The 17167-nt window shown below is 56.6% G+C and carries 16 protein-coding genes; 4 read left to right on the top strand and 12 right to left on the bottom strand.

Annotated elements, in window-relative coordinates; genetic code table 11:
- Positions 1–379: 379 nt before the first annotated feature.
- Positions 380–3706 carry a ribonuclease E gene (gene rne / locus INT84_RS04195; RefSeq protein WP_194205744.1) on the top strand — a complete coding sequence of 1109 codons (3327 nt, stop codon included), beginning with the start codon at positions 380–382 and terminating at the stop codon, positions 3704–3706.
- A gap of 330 nt (positions 3707–4036) precedes the next feature.
- Here rne and flgL read toward each other — a convergent pair whose 3' ends face one another.
- From flgL to flgB, 11 genes are all read right to left on the bottom strand, one after another.
- Positions 4037–4990 carry a flagellar hook-associated protein FlgL gene (gene flgL, locus INT84_RS04190; protein ID WP_194205743.1) on the bottom strand — a complete coding sequence of 318 codons (954 nt, stop codon included), beginning with the start codon at positions 4988–4990 and terminating at the stop codon, positions 4037–4039.
- A gap of 12 nt (positions 4991–5002) precedes the next feature.
- Positions 5003–6649 carry a flagellar hook-associated protein FlgK gene (flgK, locus tag INT84_RS04185; protein WP_194205742.1) on the bottom strand — a complete coding sequence of 549 codons (1647 nt, stop codon included), beginning with the start codon at positions 6647–6649 and terminating at the stop codon, positions 5003–5005.
- Positions 6650–6724: 75 nt separating this feature from the next.
- Positions 6725–7675 (bottom strand): flagellar assembly peptidoglycan hydrolase FlgJ, encoded by a 951-nt coding sequence (gene flgJ / locus INT84_RS04180; protein ID WP_194205741.1) that lies wholly within the window; start codon positions 7673–7675, stop codon positions 6725–6727.
- Positions 7675–8769 carry a flagellar basal body P-ring protein FlgI gene (locus tag INT84_RS04175; protein ID WP_176917793.1) on the bottom strand — a complete coding sequence of 365 codons (1095 nt, stop codon included), beginning with the start codon at positions 8767–8769 and terminating at the stop codon, positions 7675–7677. The genes flgJ and INT84_RS04175 overlap by 1 nt, the downstream gene beginning before the upstream one ends.
- 11 nt (positions 8770–8780) lie before the next feature.
- Positions 8781–9479, bottom strand: coding sequence for a flagellar basal body L-ring protein FlgH (locus INT84_RS04170; protein WP_176917794.1), 699 nt, complete (start codon positions 9477–9479; stop codon positions 8781–8783).
- Between the two features lie 55 nt (positions 9480–9534).
- Entirely contained in the window at positions 9535–10317 is a 783-nt protein-coding gene (gene flgG / locus INT84_RS04165) for a flagellar basal-body rod protein FlgG (RefSeq protein ID WP_176917795.1), read from the bottom strand.
- Positions 10318–10330: 13 nt separating this feature from the next.
- A complete protein-coding gene (locus INT84_RS04160; RefSeq protein WP_194205740.1) occupies positions 10331–11086 on the bottom strand; it encodes a flagellar basal body rod protein FlgF in 756 nt (251 codons plus the stop codon).
- Positions 11087–11106: 20 nt separating this feature from the next.
- Positions 11107–12360: a flagellar hook protein FlgE gene (flgE, locus tag INT84_RS04155; RefSeq protein ID WP_194205739.1), complete on the bottom strand. Its 1254-nt coding sequence runs from the start codon at positions 12358–12360 to the stop codon at positions 11107–11109.
- Between the two features lie 26 nt (positions 12361–12386).
- The gene (flgD, locus tag INT84_RS04150; RefSeq protein WP_194205738.1) at positions 12387–13067 is read right to left on the bottom strand and encodes a flagellar hook assembly protein FlgD; all 681 of its coding nucleotides are present in this window, start codon (positions 13065–13067) and stop codon (positions 12387–12389) included.
- A gap of 17 nt (positions 13068–13084) precedes the next feature.
- Complete coding sequence (gene flgC, locus INT84_RS04145; protein WP_176917799.1) at positions 13085–13489, bottom strand: flagellar basal body rod protein FlgC; 405 nt, start codon at positions 13487–13489, stop codon at positions 13085–13087.
- 3 nt (positions 13490–13492) lie between these two features.
- Positions 13493–13906 (bottom strand): flagellar basal body rod protein FlgB, encoded by a 414-nt coding sequence (gene flgB, locus INT84_RS04140; RefSeq protein WP_176917800.1) that lies wholly within the window; start codon positions 13904–13906, stop codon positions 13493–13495.
- A gap of 157 nt (positions 13907–14063) precedes the next feature.
- Between flgB and flgA the strand changes: the two genes are divergently transcribed.
- From flgA to flgN, 3 genes are all read left to right on the top strand, one after another.
- Positions 14064–14723 (top strand): flagellar basal body P-ring formation chaperone FlgA, encoded by a 660-nt coding sequence (gene flgA / locus INT84_RS04135; protein ID WP_194205737.1) that lies wholly within the window; start codon positions 14064–14066, stop codon positions 14721–14723.
- Positions 14724–14813: 90 nt separating this feature from the next.
- Positions 14814–15107 carry a flagellar biosynthesis anti-sigma factor FlgM gene (flgM, locus tag INT84_RS04130; RefSeq protein ID WP_194205736.1) on the top strand — a complete coding sequence of 98 codons (294 nt, stop codon included), beginning with the start codon at positions 14814–14816 and terminating at the stop codon, positions 15105–15107.
- Positions 15108–15111: 4 nt separating this feature from the next.
- Entirely contained in the window at positions 15112–15534 is a 423-nt protein-coding gene (flgN, locus tag INT84_RS04125) for a flagella biosynthesis chaperone FlgN (RefSeq protein WP_176917803.1), read from the top strand.
- Positions 15535–15576: 42 nt separating this feature from the next.
- On the opposite strand, the gene murJ is transcribed toward flgN, so the two are convergent.
- On the bottom strand, positions 15577–17112 hold the full coding sequence (murJ, locus tag INT84_RS04120; RefSeq protein ID WP_194205735.1) for a murein biosynthesis integral membrane protein MurJ: 1536 nt from the start codon (positions 17110–17112) through the stop codon (positions 15577–15579).
- Positions 17113–17167 lie beyond the last annotated feature (55 nt).

Here is a 17167-nt window from a genome sequence, read left to right as displayed (position 1 = left end):
GCAATGGAATAATGATGCGGTTTTCCGTGTTGAATCTTGTTAAGACAAGGAATTTTGCGGAATTACCAGTTTTGTCTGTCCGGTCATCAACGCAGCAATGGCGTAAGACGTATTGACCTTTCAGACAGTTAGCGGGCTACGGGTTGTAGTCCTTACCGGTAAATGGATTCGTCCCTGGAGAGTTTCCCCAGGCTGTTTCCCAGTTAATTGCGCTGTGTTTCCGTATGAAAGACAGGCAACCGACACTCTGCGCCTCTATAAGCGAGCGACAACCGTGAGGTTGGCGACGTGAACAGACACGAGGCCATCGGTCATCCCCGGAAAGGCAATACTCTGCCCGTAGCTTAGTCGTCAATGTAAGAATAATGAGTAAGTTACGATGAAAAGAATGTTAATCAACGCAACTCAGCAGGAAGAGTTGCGTGTTGCCCTTGTAGATGGGCAGCGCCTGTACGACCTGGATATCGAAAGCCCGGGCCACGAACAGAAAAAAGCGAACATCTATAAAGGTAAAATCACCCGTATTGAACCCAGTCTTGAAGCCGCGTTTGTTGACTATGGCGCTGAAAGACATGGTTTCCTTCCCCTCAAAGAGATCGCTCGCGAGTATTTCCCTGCCAGCTATAACTCTCATGGCCGCCCGAACATCAAAGATGTGTTGCGCGAAGGCCAGGAAGTCATCGTTCAAATTGATAAAGAAGAGCGCGGTAATAAAGGCGCAGCGCTGACCACCTTTATCAGTCTGGCGGGCAGCTATCTGGTGCTGATGCCGAACAACCCGCGTGCAGGTGGTATTTCACGCCGCATCGAAGGTGACGACCGTACCGAATTGAAAGAAGCGCTGGCCAGTCTTGAACTGCCGGATGGCATGGGCCTCATCGTGCGTACCGCGGGCGTTGGCAAATCTGCCGAAGCATTGCAGTGGGATCTGAGCTTCCGTCTGAAGCACTGGGAAGCGATTAAAAAAGCCGCTGACAGCCGCCCTGCCCCGTTCCTGATCCATCAGGAAAGCAACGTTATCGTTCGCGCGTTCCGTGACTATCTGCGTCAGGACATCGGCGAAATCCTCATTGATAACCCGAAAGTGATGGAGATGGCGCGTCAGCATATCTCTGCGCTGGGCCGTCCGGATTTCAGCAGCAAAATTAAACTGTACACCGGTGAAATCCCGCTGTTCAGCCATTACCAGATTGAATCGCAGATCGAATCCGCCTTCCAGCGTGAGGTGCGTCTGCCGTCCGGTGGTTCCATTGTTATCGACTCTACGGAAGCGCTGACTGCCATTGATATCAACTCTGCTCGCGCGACCCGCGGCGGCGATATCGAAGAGACCGCATTCAATACTAACCTTGAAGCGGCTGATGAAATCGCCCGCCAGCTGCGTCTGCGCGACCTCGGCGGTTTGATTGTCATCGACTATATCGATATGACCCCGGTTCGCCACCAGCGCGCGGTAGAAAACCGTCTGCGTGAAGCGGTGCGTCAGGACCGTGCGCGTATTCAGATTAGCCATATTTCTCGCTTCGGCCTGCTGGAAATGTCGCGTCAGCGTCTGAGCCCGTCGCTGGGTGAATCCAGCCATCACGTTTGCCCGCGCTGTAGCGGTACCGGCACCGTGCGTGATAACGAATCCCTGTCGCTGTCGATTCTGCGTCTGATTGAAGAAGAAGCGCTGAAAGAAAATACTCAGGAAGTGCATGCCATTGTTCCGGTGCCCATTGCCTCCTACCTGCTGAATGAAAAACGTAGCGCGGTCAATGCCATCGAAACCCGTCAGGACGGTGTGCGCTGTGTGATCGTGCCGAACGATCAGATGGAAACCCCGCACTACCACGTGCTGCGCGTGCGTAAAGGCGAAGAAACGCCGATGCTCAGCTATCTGCTGCCGAAACTGCACGAAGAAGCGATGGCGCTACCGTCTGAAGAAGACACGCCGGAGCGTAAACGTCCGGAACAGCCTGCACTGGCAACCTTTGCCATGCCGGATATTCCTCCTGCTCCGCCAGTGTCTGAAGAGACTGTCAAAGCAACCCCGGCAGCGCAACCTGCTTCTGCCGCCAGCCAGAGCGCTGAAGGCCCGGGACTGTTCTCGCGCATTATCAGCGCCTTGAAAAAAATGTTTGCCGGTGAAGAAGAGAGCAAACCTGTTGAACAACCGCCAGTGAAGGTGGAAGAGAAACAGGAACGTCCTCAGGAACGCCGTAAGCCACGTCAGAACAACCGTCGCGACCGCAACGACCGCCGTGACAACCGTAACGAACGTAACGAACGTAACGACGGCAGCGAAGCCCGTGAAACGCGCGAAGATAACCGTCGCAACCGTCGTGAAAAACCGCAGAATGCCGAAACGCGTGATGTGCGTCAGACAGCGGTAAGCGATGAGGCCGAGAAGCCAAAAGCGCGTGACGAGCAACAGCCTCGCCGTGAGCGTAACCGCCGCCGTAATGACGATAAGCGTCAGAATCAGCAGGACGTTACCGAACGCGAAGAACAGCCAGTTCAGGTAGCAGAGCAGGAAGAACGCGTTCAGACAATGCCGCGCCGTAAACAGCGCCAGTTGAATCAAAAGGTGCGTTTTGATGTGGCACCAGAAGCGACTGAAACAACTGAACAGCCAGCTGTGGTTACCGCGCAGCCTTCTGCCGTCACTGGGCACGTGCAAAACGCACCGGCTCAGCGTACCGAACTGGCAAAAATTGACCTGCCAGCGGTGGTTGAAACCTCTTCTGAGCAGCAGGATGAAAACGGTGAAAACCGCGATAACAACGGTATGCCACGTCGTTCACGCCGTTCACCGCGCCATCTGCGCGTGAGTGGTCAGCGTCGTCGTCGCTATCGTGATGAGCGTTATCCGACCCAGTCGCCAATGCCGTTGACCGTCGCCTGCGCCTCGCCAGAAATGGCCTCCGGTAAAGTGTGGATCCGCTATCCGGTTGCCCGCGCTCAGGAAAGCGAGATGGAGCAGCAGGAAGCGTCAGCACCGATTGTTGCGGAAGTTGAACAGGCAATCGTGGCCGTCATCGAAGAAGCGCAGGCGGAAGCCGCGGTAGAGGTTGCAGAACCGCAGTCTCCGGTCGCTGAACCGCAGACCCCGGCCATTGAAACGACGCATCCGGAAGTGATTGCAGCACCGGTCGACGAGCAGCCACAGCTGATTGCCGATGCCGATGAAGCAAAGGCGGAAGAAACCGCTGCGGCGGCAACGCCTGCTGAACCGGTTGCAGAAGCGCCGGTAACGGAAGAGGCACCCGTTGCACAGCCTCCTGTTGAAGCGACACCGGCAGAGGAAGAACCTGCTGCGCCAGTGGCAGAACAGCCTGCGGCACATGTCCCGGTTGCCAAACCTGCGGTTGAGTCAGAAGTAGCGGCTGAGCGAGCGGTGGTTGTTAAACCGCCAGTTGAGGCTGTTGAACCAGCACCGGTCGCTAAACCGCCAGTTGAAGCTGTCGAGCCAACGCCGGTCGTTGAGCCAGCGCTCGTTGCTAAACCAACAATCGTCGCTTCCAGCGCTGAGCTGAAGAAAGCTCGCAGCCACGCAACCGCGCCGATGACCCGCGCCCCTGCGCCGGAATATACGCCGGAAGCGCCACGTCAGAGTGACTGGGTACGCCCGTCGTTCGACTTTGACGGCAAAGGCTCAGCGGGTGGTCACAGCGCCACCCACCACGCTACGGCCGCACCAACGCGACCGCAGTCAGCGGAGTAAACTAAAAAGCCGACCTCAGGGTCGGCTTTTTTACGCCCGCTAACAACACCCCGAAAACGCCAGCCTCGTACACCTTTGCCCGGTGGCGCATTCGCTTACCGGGCCTACAATTTGCACGTAGAACGCAGCAAAATCCAGGCCTGTGCAAGCGTAGCGCCGCCAGGCATAATTTCACGGTATAACGTTTATCATCTGACGGGCTGGACGAGGGGCAACAACGGTGATGGGGATTATCGCGCTGACGATAGGGTGATGGCGAACCGCCGCATCATCACTGCCAGGCATATCGCACGTAAAAAAACGCTCCGGCGAACCGGAGCGAAATGGCGATTATTTATTTAGCTGGAACAGGGACATCCCCTGCATATCGCTGAAGGTTTTATACGACGCCTGGAGCGCTGCCTGCTGCATCATGTAAGACGAGATGGCCGAGTTCCAGTCCACGTCAACCAGATCGCTCATCTGCTGCGCCTGGGATACGCTACGATCGTCGCCCAGTGCATCCAGCGCATCCAGTTCATTAAGCTGAGTACCGAGTTCTGCACGCACGCTGAGGACGTTGTTAAGCGAGTTTTTCAGGCCACGGTTAGTCTTATCAATCGCCGCCTGTGACTGGGCCTGCGCCTCTTCATCATCCGCTACCGGTACTTTCAGGGCCGCGATGGCGCTGTCCAGCATGGAGAAAATGTTTTTCTCGGAGGCGGACCCGTCCGGCTCAGCAACGGCGTTACTGGTCAGACTGGCGAATACCTGCGTGCCAGTATGGCCGATGACCATCGAACGCGCGGCATCCACCTGCTGAGTAACGCTGGTGTTACCGCCTGAGTAGGTGCCATCCTCCTGTGAGAACGGCGCTTTATCGGTGTTATAGCCAGCAAAGATATAACGCCCGTTACCGTCAGTGGAGTTGGCCAGGTTCATGATCTGATCGCGGATCCCCTGCAAGTCCGTTGCCAGCGAGGCGCGGTCGTCATCGCTTAACGTGCCGTTTCCGGCATTGACGATTTTTTCCTGCGCGCTCTGGATCGCTTTGGTCACCTGATCGAGCGTGCTTTCTTCCAGCGAAACACGCTGAGTCGCGAAGGTACGCGCCAGACCATACTGGCTATTTTGCGCCTGCGCCTGAGAAACCACCACCGCCTGCGAGGCGGCAATCGGATCGTCTGACGGTTTGGTTACCCGTTTACCGGTGGAGATCTGCTCACCATACTTCAGCCACTCGGTCTGCGAGCTGGAGATGCCGCGCATATTTTGCTCGTACATCATTTGGGTGCTAACACGCATTGTTCAGGTCCCTTAGCGCATATTGAGAAGCGCGTCGAATAGCGTCGAGGCGGTCTGCATCACCTGCGCGTTCGCCAGATAATACTGCTGGTAACGTTGCAGGTTGCCATACTCTTCATCGAGGTTAACCCCGGAAATCGATTGCTGCTGATTGCTCAACTGCGTGACGACGTTCGTCTGGGTAGTGCTGCTGGTCTTAAGCGTTGAGGTCTTGTTACCGATGTCGCTCACCAGGGTGGCATACGCATCGTTAAAAGTTTTGCTACCGCCGACCTTTTTCGCACTCTGTAAATCCAGCAGCGCCTGGCCGTTACGGTTATCGCTTTCACCGCTTTCACTATCGTCCAGGCCCATAGCGATTTTGGCCGGATCTTTGATCGCGGTGCTCATATTAACGATGGCGTCGCTCACCGGCTTCACCGTAAAGCTGTCATCTTTTGCGGCTGTACCGCTGACGGTCACTTTCAGGCCATCAAAGCTGAGCGAGTTATCGCTTTTATCCAGCGTCGGGGTGAACGTCGTATTATCAGCAAGACGCGTCACCTGCCAGTTGCTGCCGTCATAGGTCACTTTATAGTCGGTAGCCTGCACGCTGGTGCTGTCGCTAATCGTTGCGCTAAGCGCTGCGGTACCGGTATTACGGCTGTTACTGACCACCGCCGGTTTACCGATGTTAAAGAAATCACCGCCCGCATCGCCGTTAGCATCAATACCCTGAGCATGCTGCTGATTAAAGGCATCCGCAAATGTCAGCGCCATCTGGTTAAGCGTATTGCGCGTCTGATCCAGATCCTGCGAGCGGAACGTCAGCATGCCGCCGAGCGAACCGCTGGTCAGCAGCTTCTCGGGAATTTCAATTTTACCGGCGGTCGGGTCAACATACGCCACCGTGGTGCGCGACGGATCGGCGCTGGACGGTACGGCCGCCAGCTGACGCGCCGTGGAACCCTGCACCAGCGTATAGCCGTTCGCCATCGTCACGTTATAGGTGCCGCTGTCCTGCACGCTCACTTCGACGCCGACCACTTTATTCAGCTCGGACACCAGTTGGTCGCGCTGATCCAGCAAATCATTAGGCGATGCGCCCGCGCCAACGCCGGTCAGGCGCGAAATCTGATCGTTAAGATTGGCGATCTGCTTACTGTAGTTGTTGATCTGCTCGACGCTGGAGCCGACCGCAATATTGACCTGCTTATCCTGGTCACGCAGATACTGATCGGTCACTTTAAACTGATTCACCAGCCCGTCGGCCTTGCCGATAACGGCCTGACGCGCAGAGGGATCTTCCGCGTTACTGACCAGGGTCTGCATCGAGGAGAAGAAATCTTGCAGCGTCGTTGAAAGTGTATTGGTACTGCTGGAGAGCATGTCATCGATTTTTGACATCTGCTCATAACGCGTGGTCAGCCCGGCGCTCTGGTTTTGCGCAGAACGCAGCTGGTTGGTAATGAAGGCATCATATTCGCGTTGAACACCGGTGACAGTCGCCCCGTTACCGATCCAGCCGCCCGCCCCCAGAGTGCTGTTCGCCTGGGCAAATACCGTCGTCTGACGGGTATAGCCCGCAACGTTATAGCTGGAAATGTTATTACTGACGGTATTGAGCGCGGTCTGCGCTGCGCTAAGCCCGCTCATGGCGCTGTTAATCAAACTGGACATGGAGGTTCCTTTTACACTTTCAGACATGAGTCCCGCTAACAGTTATCGGCAGGACTCCGTTGAACTTGAGACGTTTCAGAACAGATTTTCGAGAGCGTTACCGTAAGCCTTGCTGACTTTGTCAGTCATGGCCTTCATTTGTTGGATCATCCCGGTCAACTTACGGGCATAGGCCGGGTCGGTGGCATAACCGGCATTCTGCAATGCCTGCGCGCCCTGCTCTGCGCTGGAAGCGGTAGTCACTGCCGCATAGCGCGGATTGCGGGTCAGCAGCCCGACATAGTCAGAAAGCGCTTCCAGATACGAGCTATAGACGCGGAATTTGGCTTTGACCTTTTTGGCTTCGCCATTTTCAAATTCGGTGGTGGTGATTTCGGTCACCGGCCCTTTCCAGCTGGAAGTCGCCTTCACGCCAAACAGGTTAAAACTGGGCTCGCCGTTTTCACGTTTGATCTGCCGCTGTCCCCAGCCGGATTCCAGCGCCGCCTGCGCCAGAATCAGATGATGAGGAATGCCGCTCTGCTCGCTTGCCAGCCGCGCCGGAAGCGAGAGCTGTGCCAGAAAATCTTTACTGTCGCCGGAGAGCGCCGTGTCGGTGGTTTCCGGTACTTTCGGTAGCGCTTTACGCACCATCTGCGTCAGCGTCTGATTCTGATAACTGGTCACCGTTTCGAGGTCGAAGCGCATCGGCGTCTGCGCGGTTTGCTCTGACGGCTGGGATTGACCCGCCACCATTTGTTTGACCATCATCTCGGCCAGCCCCAGTCCTTTGCCGGCGGTCATCTGCTGGGCAATTTGCTGGTCGTACATGCTGGTGTAAAGCCGCGTTTGATCGCTGCCGAACAGCCCATCCTTCGGCAATGCCTCACGCATACTTTTCAGCATCATCTGGACAAACATCCCTTCGACCTGACGCGCCACCGGCTTCAGGTTCGCCTGCGGATCCTGACCGGTTTTGTTTTTCAGTTCGTTCAGCGATTGTGCATCCCATGCGGCGCTGGACAGCAGTTTGCTATCGCTTAACATCAGATGATTTCCACTTTGGCCCGCAGGCAACCGGCGCTTTGCATCGACTGTAAAATTGACATCAGCTCCATCGGCGTTGCGCCCAGCGCGTTGAGTCCGCGCACCACGCTATTCAGGTTGGCGCTGGCGTTGACGCTTTGCAGCGAGCCGCCGCTCTGGCGCAGATCGATTTGCGTTTGCGGGGTGACCACCGTCTGACCGCCGCCAAACGGCGTATCCGGCTGGCTGACATTGGCCTGACGGTTAACCGTGACCGAGAGATTCCCCTGCGCGACGGCGCAGCTATCCAGCGTCACTTCACGGTTCATAACCACCGATCCGGTACGGGAGTTGATGATCACTTTGGCATCCTGCGGCGTCACGTTGACGTTCATATTTTGAATGTCGGCCAGCGCACGCACCTGTGAGCTATTGCTTGCCGGGACCCGAACCTGCACGGTTCGCGCGTCCAGCGCGGTGGCACCATAGCCGCCGTTGCGGTTAATGGTATCCGCCACCTGCTGCGCCAGAGTGAAGTCTTCTTCATTGAGCTGAAGGTTAATGGTATTGCCGGAGCCGAACTGGGTGGGAATTTCGCGCTCGATCACCGCACCGCCGGTGATACGTCCACCGTTGAGCTGGTTAACCTGCACGCTGCTACCGCCAGCGGACGCACCCGCCCCGCCGACCAGAATATTGCCCTGCGCCAGCGCGTAAACCTGGTTATCGACCCCTTTCATCGGGGTCATCAGCAGCGTACCGCCGCGCAGGCTTTTGGCGTTACCCATTGAGGAGACGACAATATCAATCGCCTGCCCCTGACGGCCAAACGGCGGGTATTTCGCCGTCACCATCACCGCCGCCACGTTTTTCAGCTGCATGTTGGTGCCCGCTGGCACGGTAATGCCCATCTGCGAGAGCATGTTGTTCAGGCTTTGGGTGGTAAACGGGGTTTGCGTTGTCTGGTCGCCCGTACCGTCAAGCCCCACTACCAGCCCGTAGCCGATCAGCGAGTTATCCCGCACGCCCTGCACGCTGGTCAGGTCGCGAATACGTTCGGCCTGCGTCACGCCTGCCAGCAGGATCAGGGCAATACCCATCAGGGATTTAAACATAACCACCTCGCTTACATCGGCGATAAATTAAGGAAGAAACGCTGGAGCCAGCCCATATTCTGCGCTTCATTGATATAGCCGTTGCCGACATATTCGATACGCGCATCCGCCACCTGCGTTGAGGCGACGGTATTGCTGCCGCTGATGGTGCGCGGATTAACCACCCCGGAGAAGCGAATGAACTCAGTGCCCTGGTTAATGGCGATCTGTTTTTCACCCACTACATGTAAGTTGCCGTTGACCAGCACCTGATCCACCGTCACCGTCAGCGTACCGCTAAAGGTATTGCTGGCATTGGCTCCGCCTTTGCCGTTGAAGGTATTGCCGCCGGAGGTATCAACATCCGCACGGGCATTACCAAACAGCCCTTGCAGGTAACGCGGCGTAGTATCAAAGCCAAAATTGGTTTTGCCATCGCGGCTGGCGTTCGCCGACGAGCTTTTGCTGGCGCTGACGTTTTCCTGGAGCACGATAGTCAGCGTATCGCCGACGTTACGCGGGCGACGATCTTCGAAAAGCGGCTGATAGCCATAATTCACCGGCTGCGCCGACTGAAAAATGGAGCCGTTGGCCACCGGCAACGGTCCGGGAACGGGTTGTGCCGACGTTGCGCCCTGCACCAGCGGCGTTGACGGGATCAGGGCACAGCCGGTAACGGACATTGCCAGCACAGCCAGAAGTGAATAACGGTACGCCGCGTATTTTTGCATTGCCTTCATCTTTAAAATCAGAGCGCCGATGTGACAACGTCACACCGGCCGCCTCTTAGAGTTGCGTCAGTTTTTGCAGCATCTGGTCGGTCGTCGACACGGCCTTACTGTTGATTTCATAGGCGCGCTGAACCTGGATCATGCTGACCAGCTCTTCCGCCACGTTGACGTTCGAGGTCTCAACATAGCCCTGGTACAACAGCCCCGCGCCGTTCAGACCCGGCGTACTTTCATTCGGCGTGCCGGAGGATTGCGTTTCGGCATACAGATTCTCGCCGAGGCTTTCCAGGCCGCTGTCGTTCATGAAGGTGGTCAGATTAAGCTGCCCCACCTGTACCGGGGCGGCCTGTCCCTGCTGGGTGACGCTCACCACGCCGTCACGCCCGATGGTAATGCTCAGGGTATTGGCCGGAATCGTGATCGCAGGCTGAACCTGAAATCCGCCCGCTGTCACCAGTTGACCGTTCTGATCGACCTGAAACGAGCCGTCGCGGGTATAAGCCGAGGTACCATCCGGCAGCATCACCTGGAAGAAGCCCTGGCCTTTAATAGCGACGTCTTTACTGTTGTCGGTCTGCGACAGGTTACCCTGGCTATGCAGACGTTCGGTGGCGACCGGACGCACGCCGGTACCGATCTGTAAACCGGACGGCAGCGTCGTTTGCTCAGAAGACTGAGCACCCGGCTGGCGAATGGTCTGGTACAGCAAATCTTCGAAAACCGCACGCTGACGCTTAAAGCCGTTGGTGCTGACGTTCGCCAGGTTGTTGGCGATGACATCCATATTGGTCTGCTGCGCGTCGAGGCCAGTTTTGGCGATCCATAAAGAACTGTTCATAGGTATCCTGCTATTAGGTCATTGACAGCAACTGGTTAGCCCGCTGCGCGTTCTCATCCACGCTGCTGATAACCTTCATCTGCATTTCAAAACGTCGCGCGCTGGCGATCATATCGGTCATCGCCGCCACCGGTTTCACGTTACTGCCTTCCAGCACGCCGGACATGACGCGGATACCGGCATCGGCCTGAAGCGTGGCACCGCGCGTTTCCTGTGCCTGTTGCGTCAGACGGAACATGCCATCATCGCCACGCTGCACTTCGTTGCCGTCGGCTTTCACTAGCTTTAATTTTCCCACTGGCGCGATGGTGTTGGCCGGATCGCCAGGATTCAGGGCGGAAAGCGTACCGTCGGCGGCAATGGTAATTTCTGCCCCTTCCGGCACCACAATCGGACCCGCTTCGCCAATCACCGGGTGACCCTGAATGGTCAACTGGCCGGTCGGGCTGACCTGGATGTTACCGTTGCGGGTATATCCTTCGCCGCCATCGGCGGTTTGCACCGTCAGCCAGCCCTCTTCCTGCACCGCCACGTCCAGCGGACGCGAGGTGTAGTCCATCTGACCGGGCGTCATATCCGCTCCCGGCGTGGATTCAGTCACCAGCGTACGGGTATCAAGAGACAACCCGGTAACCGGCACCGCGCGCAGGGCATTTAGCTGGGCGCGAAAGCCCGGCGTGGACGCGTTAGCGAGGTTGCTGGCCGTGACCGCCTGCTGATTCATGGTCTGGCTGGCCGCGCCCATCGCGGTATATATTGCGTGATCCATTAAGCTATCCCGTCAGGCGCTTAGCGCAGGTTAACCAGCGTGTTGAGGATCTGATCCTGGGTTTTGATGGTCTGCGCGTTGGACTGATAGTTACGCTGGGCGACAATCATGTTCACCAGTTCTTTACTCAGATCGACGTTGGAGGCTTCCAGCGCGCCGTTGGTCAGCGAACCGAAGTTACCGCTGTTGGCGGTGCCCAGCAGCGCCACGCCGGAGGCCTGAGTCGCGGCCCAGATGTTATCGCCCTGAGACTCCAGACCTTCGTTATTGGCAAAGTTAGCCAGTACGATCTGTCCCAGTACCTGCGACTGTTCGTTGGAGTAGTTACCCACCACCGTGCCGTCGTCGTTAATCTGATAGCTCACCAGATCGCCCGGCTTGTAGCCGTTCTGCGAGCTGGCAACGACGTTGTTCGCGCCGGTGTTCTGCTGCATGGAATTAAAGAAGCTGAGGGCGAAGGTCGCCGGGGTTGCCCCGTTCATCGCGCCGGTAGTGACGTCGATCTGCGGCTGTGGATTGGCGTTCTCGCTCAGGGTGCCGTTGGCAGCGTAGTTGTATACGCCTTCCAGTTGACCATTACTGTCAAAGTTCATCTGCGCAGCTTTCACGACCGCCGCATCAGCCACGCTGGAATCCTGAGTCCAGACATCCCATTTGTTTTCCGCTGTCTTAACGTAATACACGTTGACGTCGTGGGCGTTACCCTGGGTATCAAAGACGGTGATCGCCGCTTTTTTATTGTAGGTGTCGGCATCGCTGGCGCTAAACGTGGTCTTCGCCGGTACCGCATCCGAGGAGTTCAGGTTGATCTGAATCGCAGCGCTGGTGGTAGTTTTGGCCGACATCAGGGTGTTAGGGATAGAAATGCCGGTCGGGTTTGCCCCCTGCTGTACGGTAGGCGGCGTGCCGGTTGCCGGATAGCCGGTCAACTGAAGCCCCTGCATGTTTACCAGATTACGGTTTTCATCCAGTTTGAACTGGCCGTTACGGCTGTAGTAAACCGAACCGTTGGTATCGACCATACGGAAAAACCCGTTCTGGCTGATAGCCACGTCCAGCCCACGGCCAGTGTTGGTCGTAGTGCCGTCGTTAAAATCCTGAGTGATGCCCGCCACTTTTACGCCCAGACCGACTTTAGAACCGGCGAACATATCGGCAAACGACGCCGTGCTCGACTTAAAGCCATAGGTGGCGGAGTTGGCGATGTTGTTGCCAATGACATCGAGGTTGGAGGCCGCAGCATTCAGGCCGCTAACCGCTTGAGAAAAGGCCATAACTTACTCCTGATAAGTAAAGAGGCTTAAATAATCTGCCGAACTTCGTCGAGTGTGGTGGTGCCGTAGGTACCCAGATCCAGCAGGCTACCGCTATCGCCACGGGTCACGCCCTGCACCAGTGCAAATTGCAGCGGTTGGGCCACCAGCTGCGTCGCGCCGTTACTGGCGGCGATGCTGACGTTATAAGAGCCTTCCGGTGCCGCAGTGCCGTCAGTTGAGGTGCCGTCCCAGCTAAAGGTATGCACCCCAGCGGTTAGCGCACCGATATCAATAGTCCGCACCACTTTGCCGCTCTTATCGGTAATGGTGGCGGTGACGGTATCCGCTGCCTGCTGAAGTTCCACGCCAAATGGGGTGGTGGTGCTATTACCGGAGAGCACGGTGGTGCCGGGGATCATCACGCCATGATCGATCAGCGTTGTGGCCTGTAAAGACTGATTATTATCAATCTGTCCGGAAATCGAGCCGAGGGTGGTATTGAGCTTTTCAATGCCGCTGACGGTACTGATTTGCGCCAGCTGGGTGGTCAGCTCGTTATTTTCCATCGGGTTGGTCGGGTCCTGATTTTTTAACTGCGCCACCAGCAGCGTTAAAAAGCTGCTTTGCAGGTCGGCGGAGCTATTACCCGTCACCGTACTGGTGCTGGTACTGGTTGTACTGACGCCAGTATTGGTTGGATCGTTTACGTTTACAGCGATAGACATGGGCGTTTCCTTTATTGTTATTGTCCGAGCGTCAGGGTTTTTAGCATCATGCTTTTAACGGTATTGAGCACTTCGACGTTGGCCTGGTAGCTGCGCGAAGCGGACATGGTGTTCACCATCTCGCCCACTACATCTACGTTAGGCATTCGCACGTAGCCCTGGGCGTTAGCCAGCGGATTCCCTGGCTCATACACCAGTTTGTCAGCGGCCTCGCTTTCAATCACGCTGGCAACTTTGACGCCGCCGGTAGCCGCTCCCGCCGCCGCATCTACCTGAAAAACCACCTGCTTTGCACGGTAAGGTTCGCCGTCCGGCCCGGTTACGCTGTCGGCGTTTGCCAGGTTACTGGCCGCCACGTTAAGCCGCTGCGACTGCGCGGTAAGCGCGGAACCAGCGATGTCGAAAATATTCAGTAACGCCATGAATTAATTCCCCTGAAGCACGCTCATCATGCTTTTAATTTGTCCGCTTAATACCGTCAGCCCGGTCTGATATTGCAGGCTGTTATCAGCAAACTGCGTCCGCTCCCGATCCATATCGACAGTGTTGCCATCCAGCGAAGGCTGATCGGGTATACGGTACATCAGGTCAACAGAAGGGGCAGATAGCGTCTGGGCAGGGATATGACGCGCCGACGTTACCGCCAGCTGCATTCCGGAGGCTTCAGGGCGTCCACGCTCCATCACTTTGTTCAGTTCACTGGCAAAATCCAGGTCACGCGCCTGATACCCTGGGGTATCCGCATTGGCAATGTTGGCCGCCAGGACTTCCTGACGCTGCGCCCGTAAGTTCAGCGCTTCCTGCTGGAAGCGTAACGCGGCGTCGAGTCTATCGAGCATATCTCCTCCGCTGATGGCAAAATTTCAGCCAGTAGCTTAATTCTCCTTACGCGCGCGTTATCGACGGAATAAACGCATAATGCGTCGCTATTTGTTGCGTTGATAGAAAGCGACAACGGGTAAAATCCTTCCATTCCTTAACCGGCTGGAGTTCGCGATGTCCGCCCTGAAAGGCACCCTCACTGCTGCCCTGCTCGTTCTGTGCCCTCTGGCACAGGCGCAGGATCTTAATGCCCAACTGTCGGCATTTTTTGCTCATCGTCTGACGGGATTCAGCGATGAAGTCGTGGTGAAGGTCAAAACGGCGAGCAACCTGCTGCCACACTGTGAGCAGCCTGCGCTGAGCGTCCAGGGCAACGGCAAACTGTGGGGCAACGTGAACGTGCTGGCCCAGTGCGGCGGCGAGAAGCGTTATATTCAGGTGCAGGTTCAGGCGACCGGAAATTATGTGGTAGCCGCCGCGCCGTTGTCCCGGGGGAGTACGCTCTCTCCCGCCAGCGTGACGCTAAAACGCGGACGTCTCGATCAGTTACCGCCGCGTACGCTGCTGGAGATGAACCAGGTGCAGGACGCGGTGGCATTACGCGATCTGGCGGCTGGCCAGCCCGTACAGCAATTTATGCTGCGCCAGTCGTGGCGGGTCAAAGCCGGACAGCGCGTGCAGGTCATTGCCAGCGGAGAGGGTTTTAGTATTAATAGTGAAGGTCAGGCGCTCAACAATGCCGCCATTGCCCAGAATGCCCGGGTGCGGATGTCCTCAGGCCAGGTAATTAGCGGCACGGTGAACGCGGATGGGAATGTTCTGATTAACCTATAATCTTTTTAAAGAAATAACGACCGTTGCCGATAATTAGCTAACAATTGATATAGATGGCAGCAGCACCATAACCTCGATGAGGACAACAGAATGAGCATTGATCGTACATCGTCCCTGAAGCCAGTGAGCACCGTTCAGCCTCGCGAAACCAGCGATCTCACTACGCCGAAAGCACGCGCGGAGAAATCCACTACCGCTAACAGCACCAGCGTCACGCTGAGTGATGCGCAGGCCAAACTGACGCAGGCGGGCAAAGATGACATCAACGTTGAACGCGTCGAAGCGCTGAAAACGGCTATTCGTAACGGCGAACTGAAGATGGATACCGGCAAAATCGCCGACGCGTTGATCCGTGAAGCACAGAGTGACTGGCAGAGTAAATAACCGTATGAGTCGTCTGCCAGAAATACTGGACCAAATGACCGTTACCCTTAATGCCCTTAAAGGCATTATGGATGCCGAGCAGCAGCAGCTTTCCGTTGGCAGCGTCAACGGCAGCGCATTACAGCGTATTACTGAGCAAAAAAGTTCGCTGCTGGCGACGCTCGATTACCTTGAAAGCCAGCGTCGGCATGAGCAGGACGCGCAGCGTAGCGCTAATGATGATGTGGCCGACCGCTGGCAGAGTATTACCGAAAAAACGCTGCAACTGCGCGAGTTGAACCAGCATAACGGCTGGCTGCTTGAAGGGCAGATCGTGCGTAACCAGCAGGCGCTTGCGGTGCTTAAGCCGCACCAGGAACCTGGCCTGTATGGGGCCGATGGTCAGGCGTCATCCGCCAGTCGCGGCGGCAAAAAAATCTCTATTTAATGGTATTGGGAGCGGCCAGCGAGGCCACTCCCCAAATCTCACTTACGCCGTCCGGCGCGCAAACTCCTTCACTTTAAAGCCCAGTACCGCAAGCGTCGCAAAGTAAGCGACGACGCCCGCCGCCACCACGCCCATCAGACGCAGGATGCGCACTGGCATCTCGCCCTGCGACCACTCCGGCATCAGATGCATCACGCCCAGCAGCACTGCCGCCATAATCACAACCGCAACAATCAGGCGCAGCAGAAAACTGCCCCAGCCCGGTTGCGGAGTAAAGATTTTTTTCTTACGCAACTGCCAGTACAACAAACTGGCATTAAGGCAGGCGGCAAGACCAATTGAGAGCGACAGCCCGGCGTGTTTCAGCGGACCGATAAACGCCAGGTTCATTACCTGGGTCATGATCAGCGTCACAATAGCGATTTTGACCGGCGTTTTGATGTCCTGACGCGAGTAAAAACCCGGAGCCAGTACCTTCACCACGATCAGCCCCATTAAGCCCACCGAGTAGGCCACCAGCGCGCGCTGGGTCATGGCGGCATCAAACGCGGTGAACTTACCGTACTGGAACAGCGAGACGGTCAGCGGCTTGGCCAGGATCCCCAGCGCCACCGCGCTCGGCAGCGCCAGCAGGAAGCACAGACGCAGCCCCCAGTCCATCAGGCGGTTGTACTCATCGTGGTTGCCGCTGGCGAAGCTTTTAGACAGCGACGGCAGCAGGATAGTCCCCAGCGCCACTCCCAGCACGCCGGAGGGAAATTCCATCAGGCGGTCAGCATAATACATCCAGGAGACCGAGCCGGAGACCAGGAAGGAGGCGAAAATGGTATTGATGATAAGCGAGATCTGGCTGACCGACACGCCGAGGATCGCCGGTCCCATCTGCTTTAACACCCGCATTGAGCCAGCATCTTTAAAATTGAGACGCGGCAACACCAGCATACCGATCTTCTTCAGGTGCGGCAGTTGATAAAACAGCTGCAACACGCCGCCGACCGTCACCGCCCACGCCAGCGCCAGGATCGGCGGATGGAAGTACGGTGCGGCAAACAGCGCAAAACCGATCATGCTGACGTTCAGAAACGTCGGCGCAAATGCCGGTACCGAGAAACGGTTCCAGGTATTAAGGATCGCCCCTGCCAGCGAGGCCAGCGAAATCAGTAAAATGTAGGGGAAGGTAATTTTTAGCAGTTGGGTGGTGAGCAGGAATTTATCGGCAGTATCCGCAAAGCCTGGTGCGGTAATGGTGATCACCCACGGCGCGGCCAGCATCCCGGCAACGGTGACAATCGCCAGCGCCAGCGTCAGCATTCCCGAAACATAGGCCACGAAAACTCGCGTAGCCTCTTCACCCTGCTTGCTTTTATATTCCGCGAGGATCGGCACAAACGCCTGAGAGAATGCCCCTTCGGCAAAAATACGCCGCAACAGGTTGGGCAATTTAAAGGCGACAAAAAAGGCGTCCGTTGCCATACCCGCACCAAAAACGCGCGCCACGATTGCATCGCGTGCAAATCCCAGCACCCGAGAGAACATGGTCATAGAGCTGACGGCAGCCAGCGATTTTAATAGGTTCATTAATGTGTTTTCCACAACACAGAGCAGAACGCCTGCGTGCAGGCGCTGGAAAAGG

The sequence above is a fragment of the Superficieibacter sp. 1612_C1 genome, assembly GCF_015234305.1.
Taxonomy (GTDB): Bacteria; Pseudomonadota; Gammaproteobacteria; order Enterobacterales; family Enterobacteriaceae; genus Superficieibacter.
This window is presented reverse-complemented; position numbering and strand designations above follow the sequence as displayed.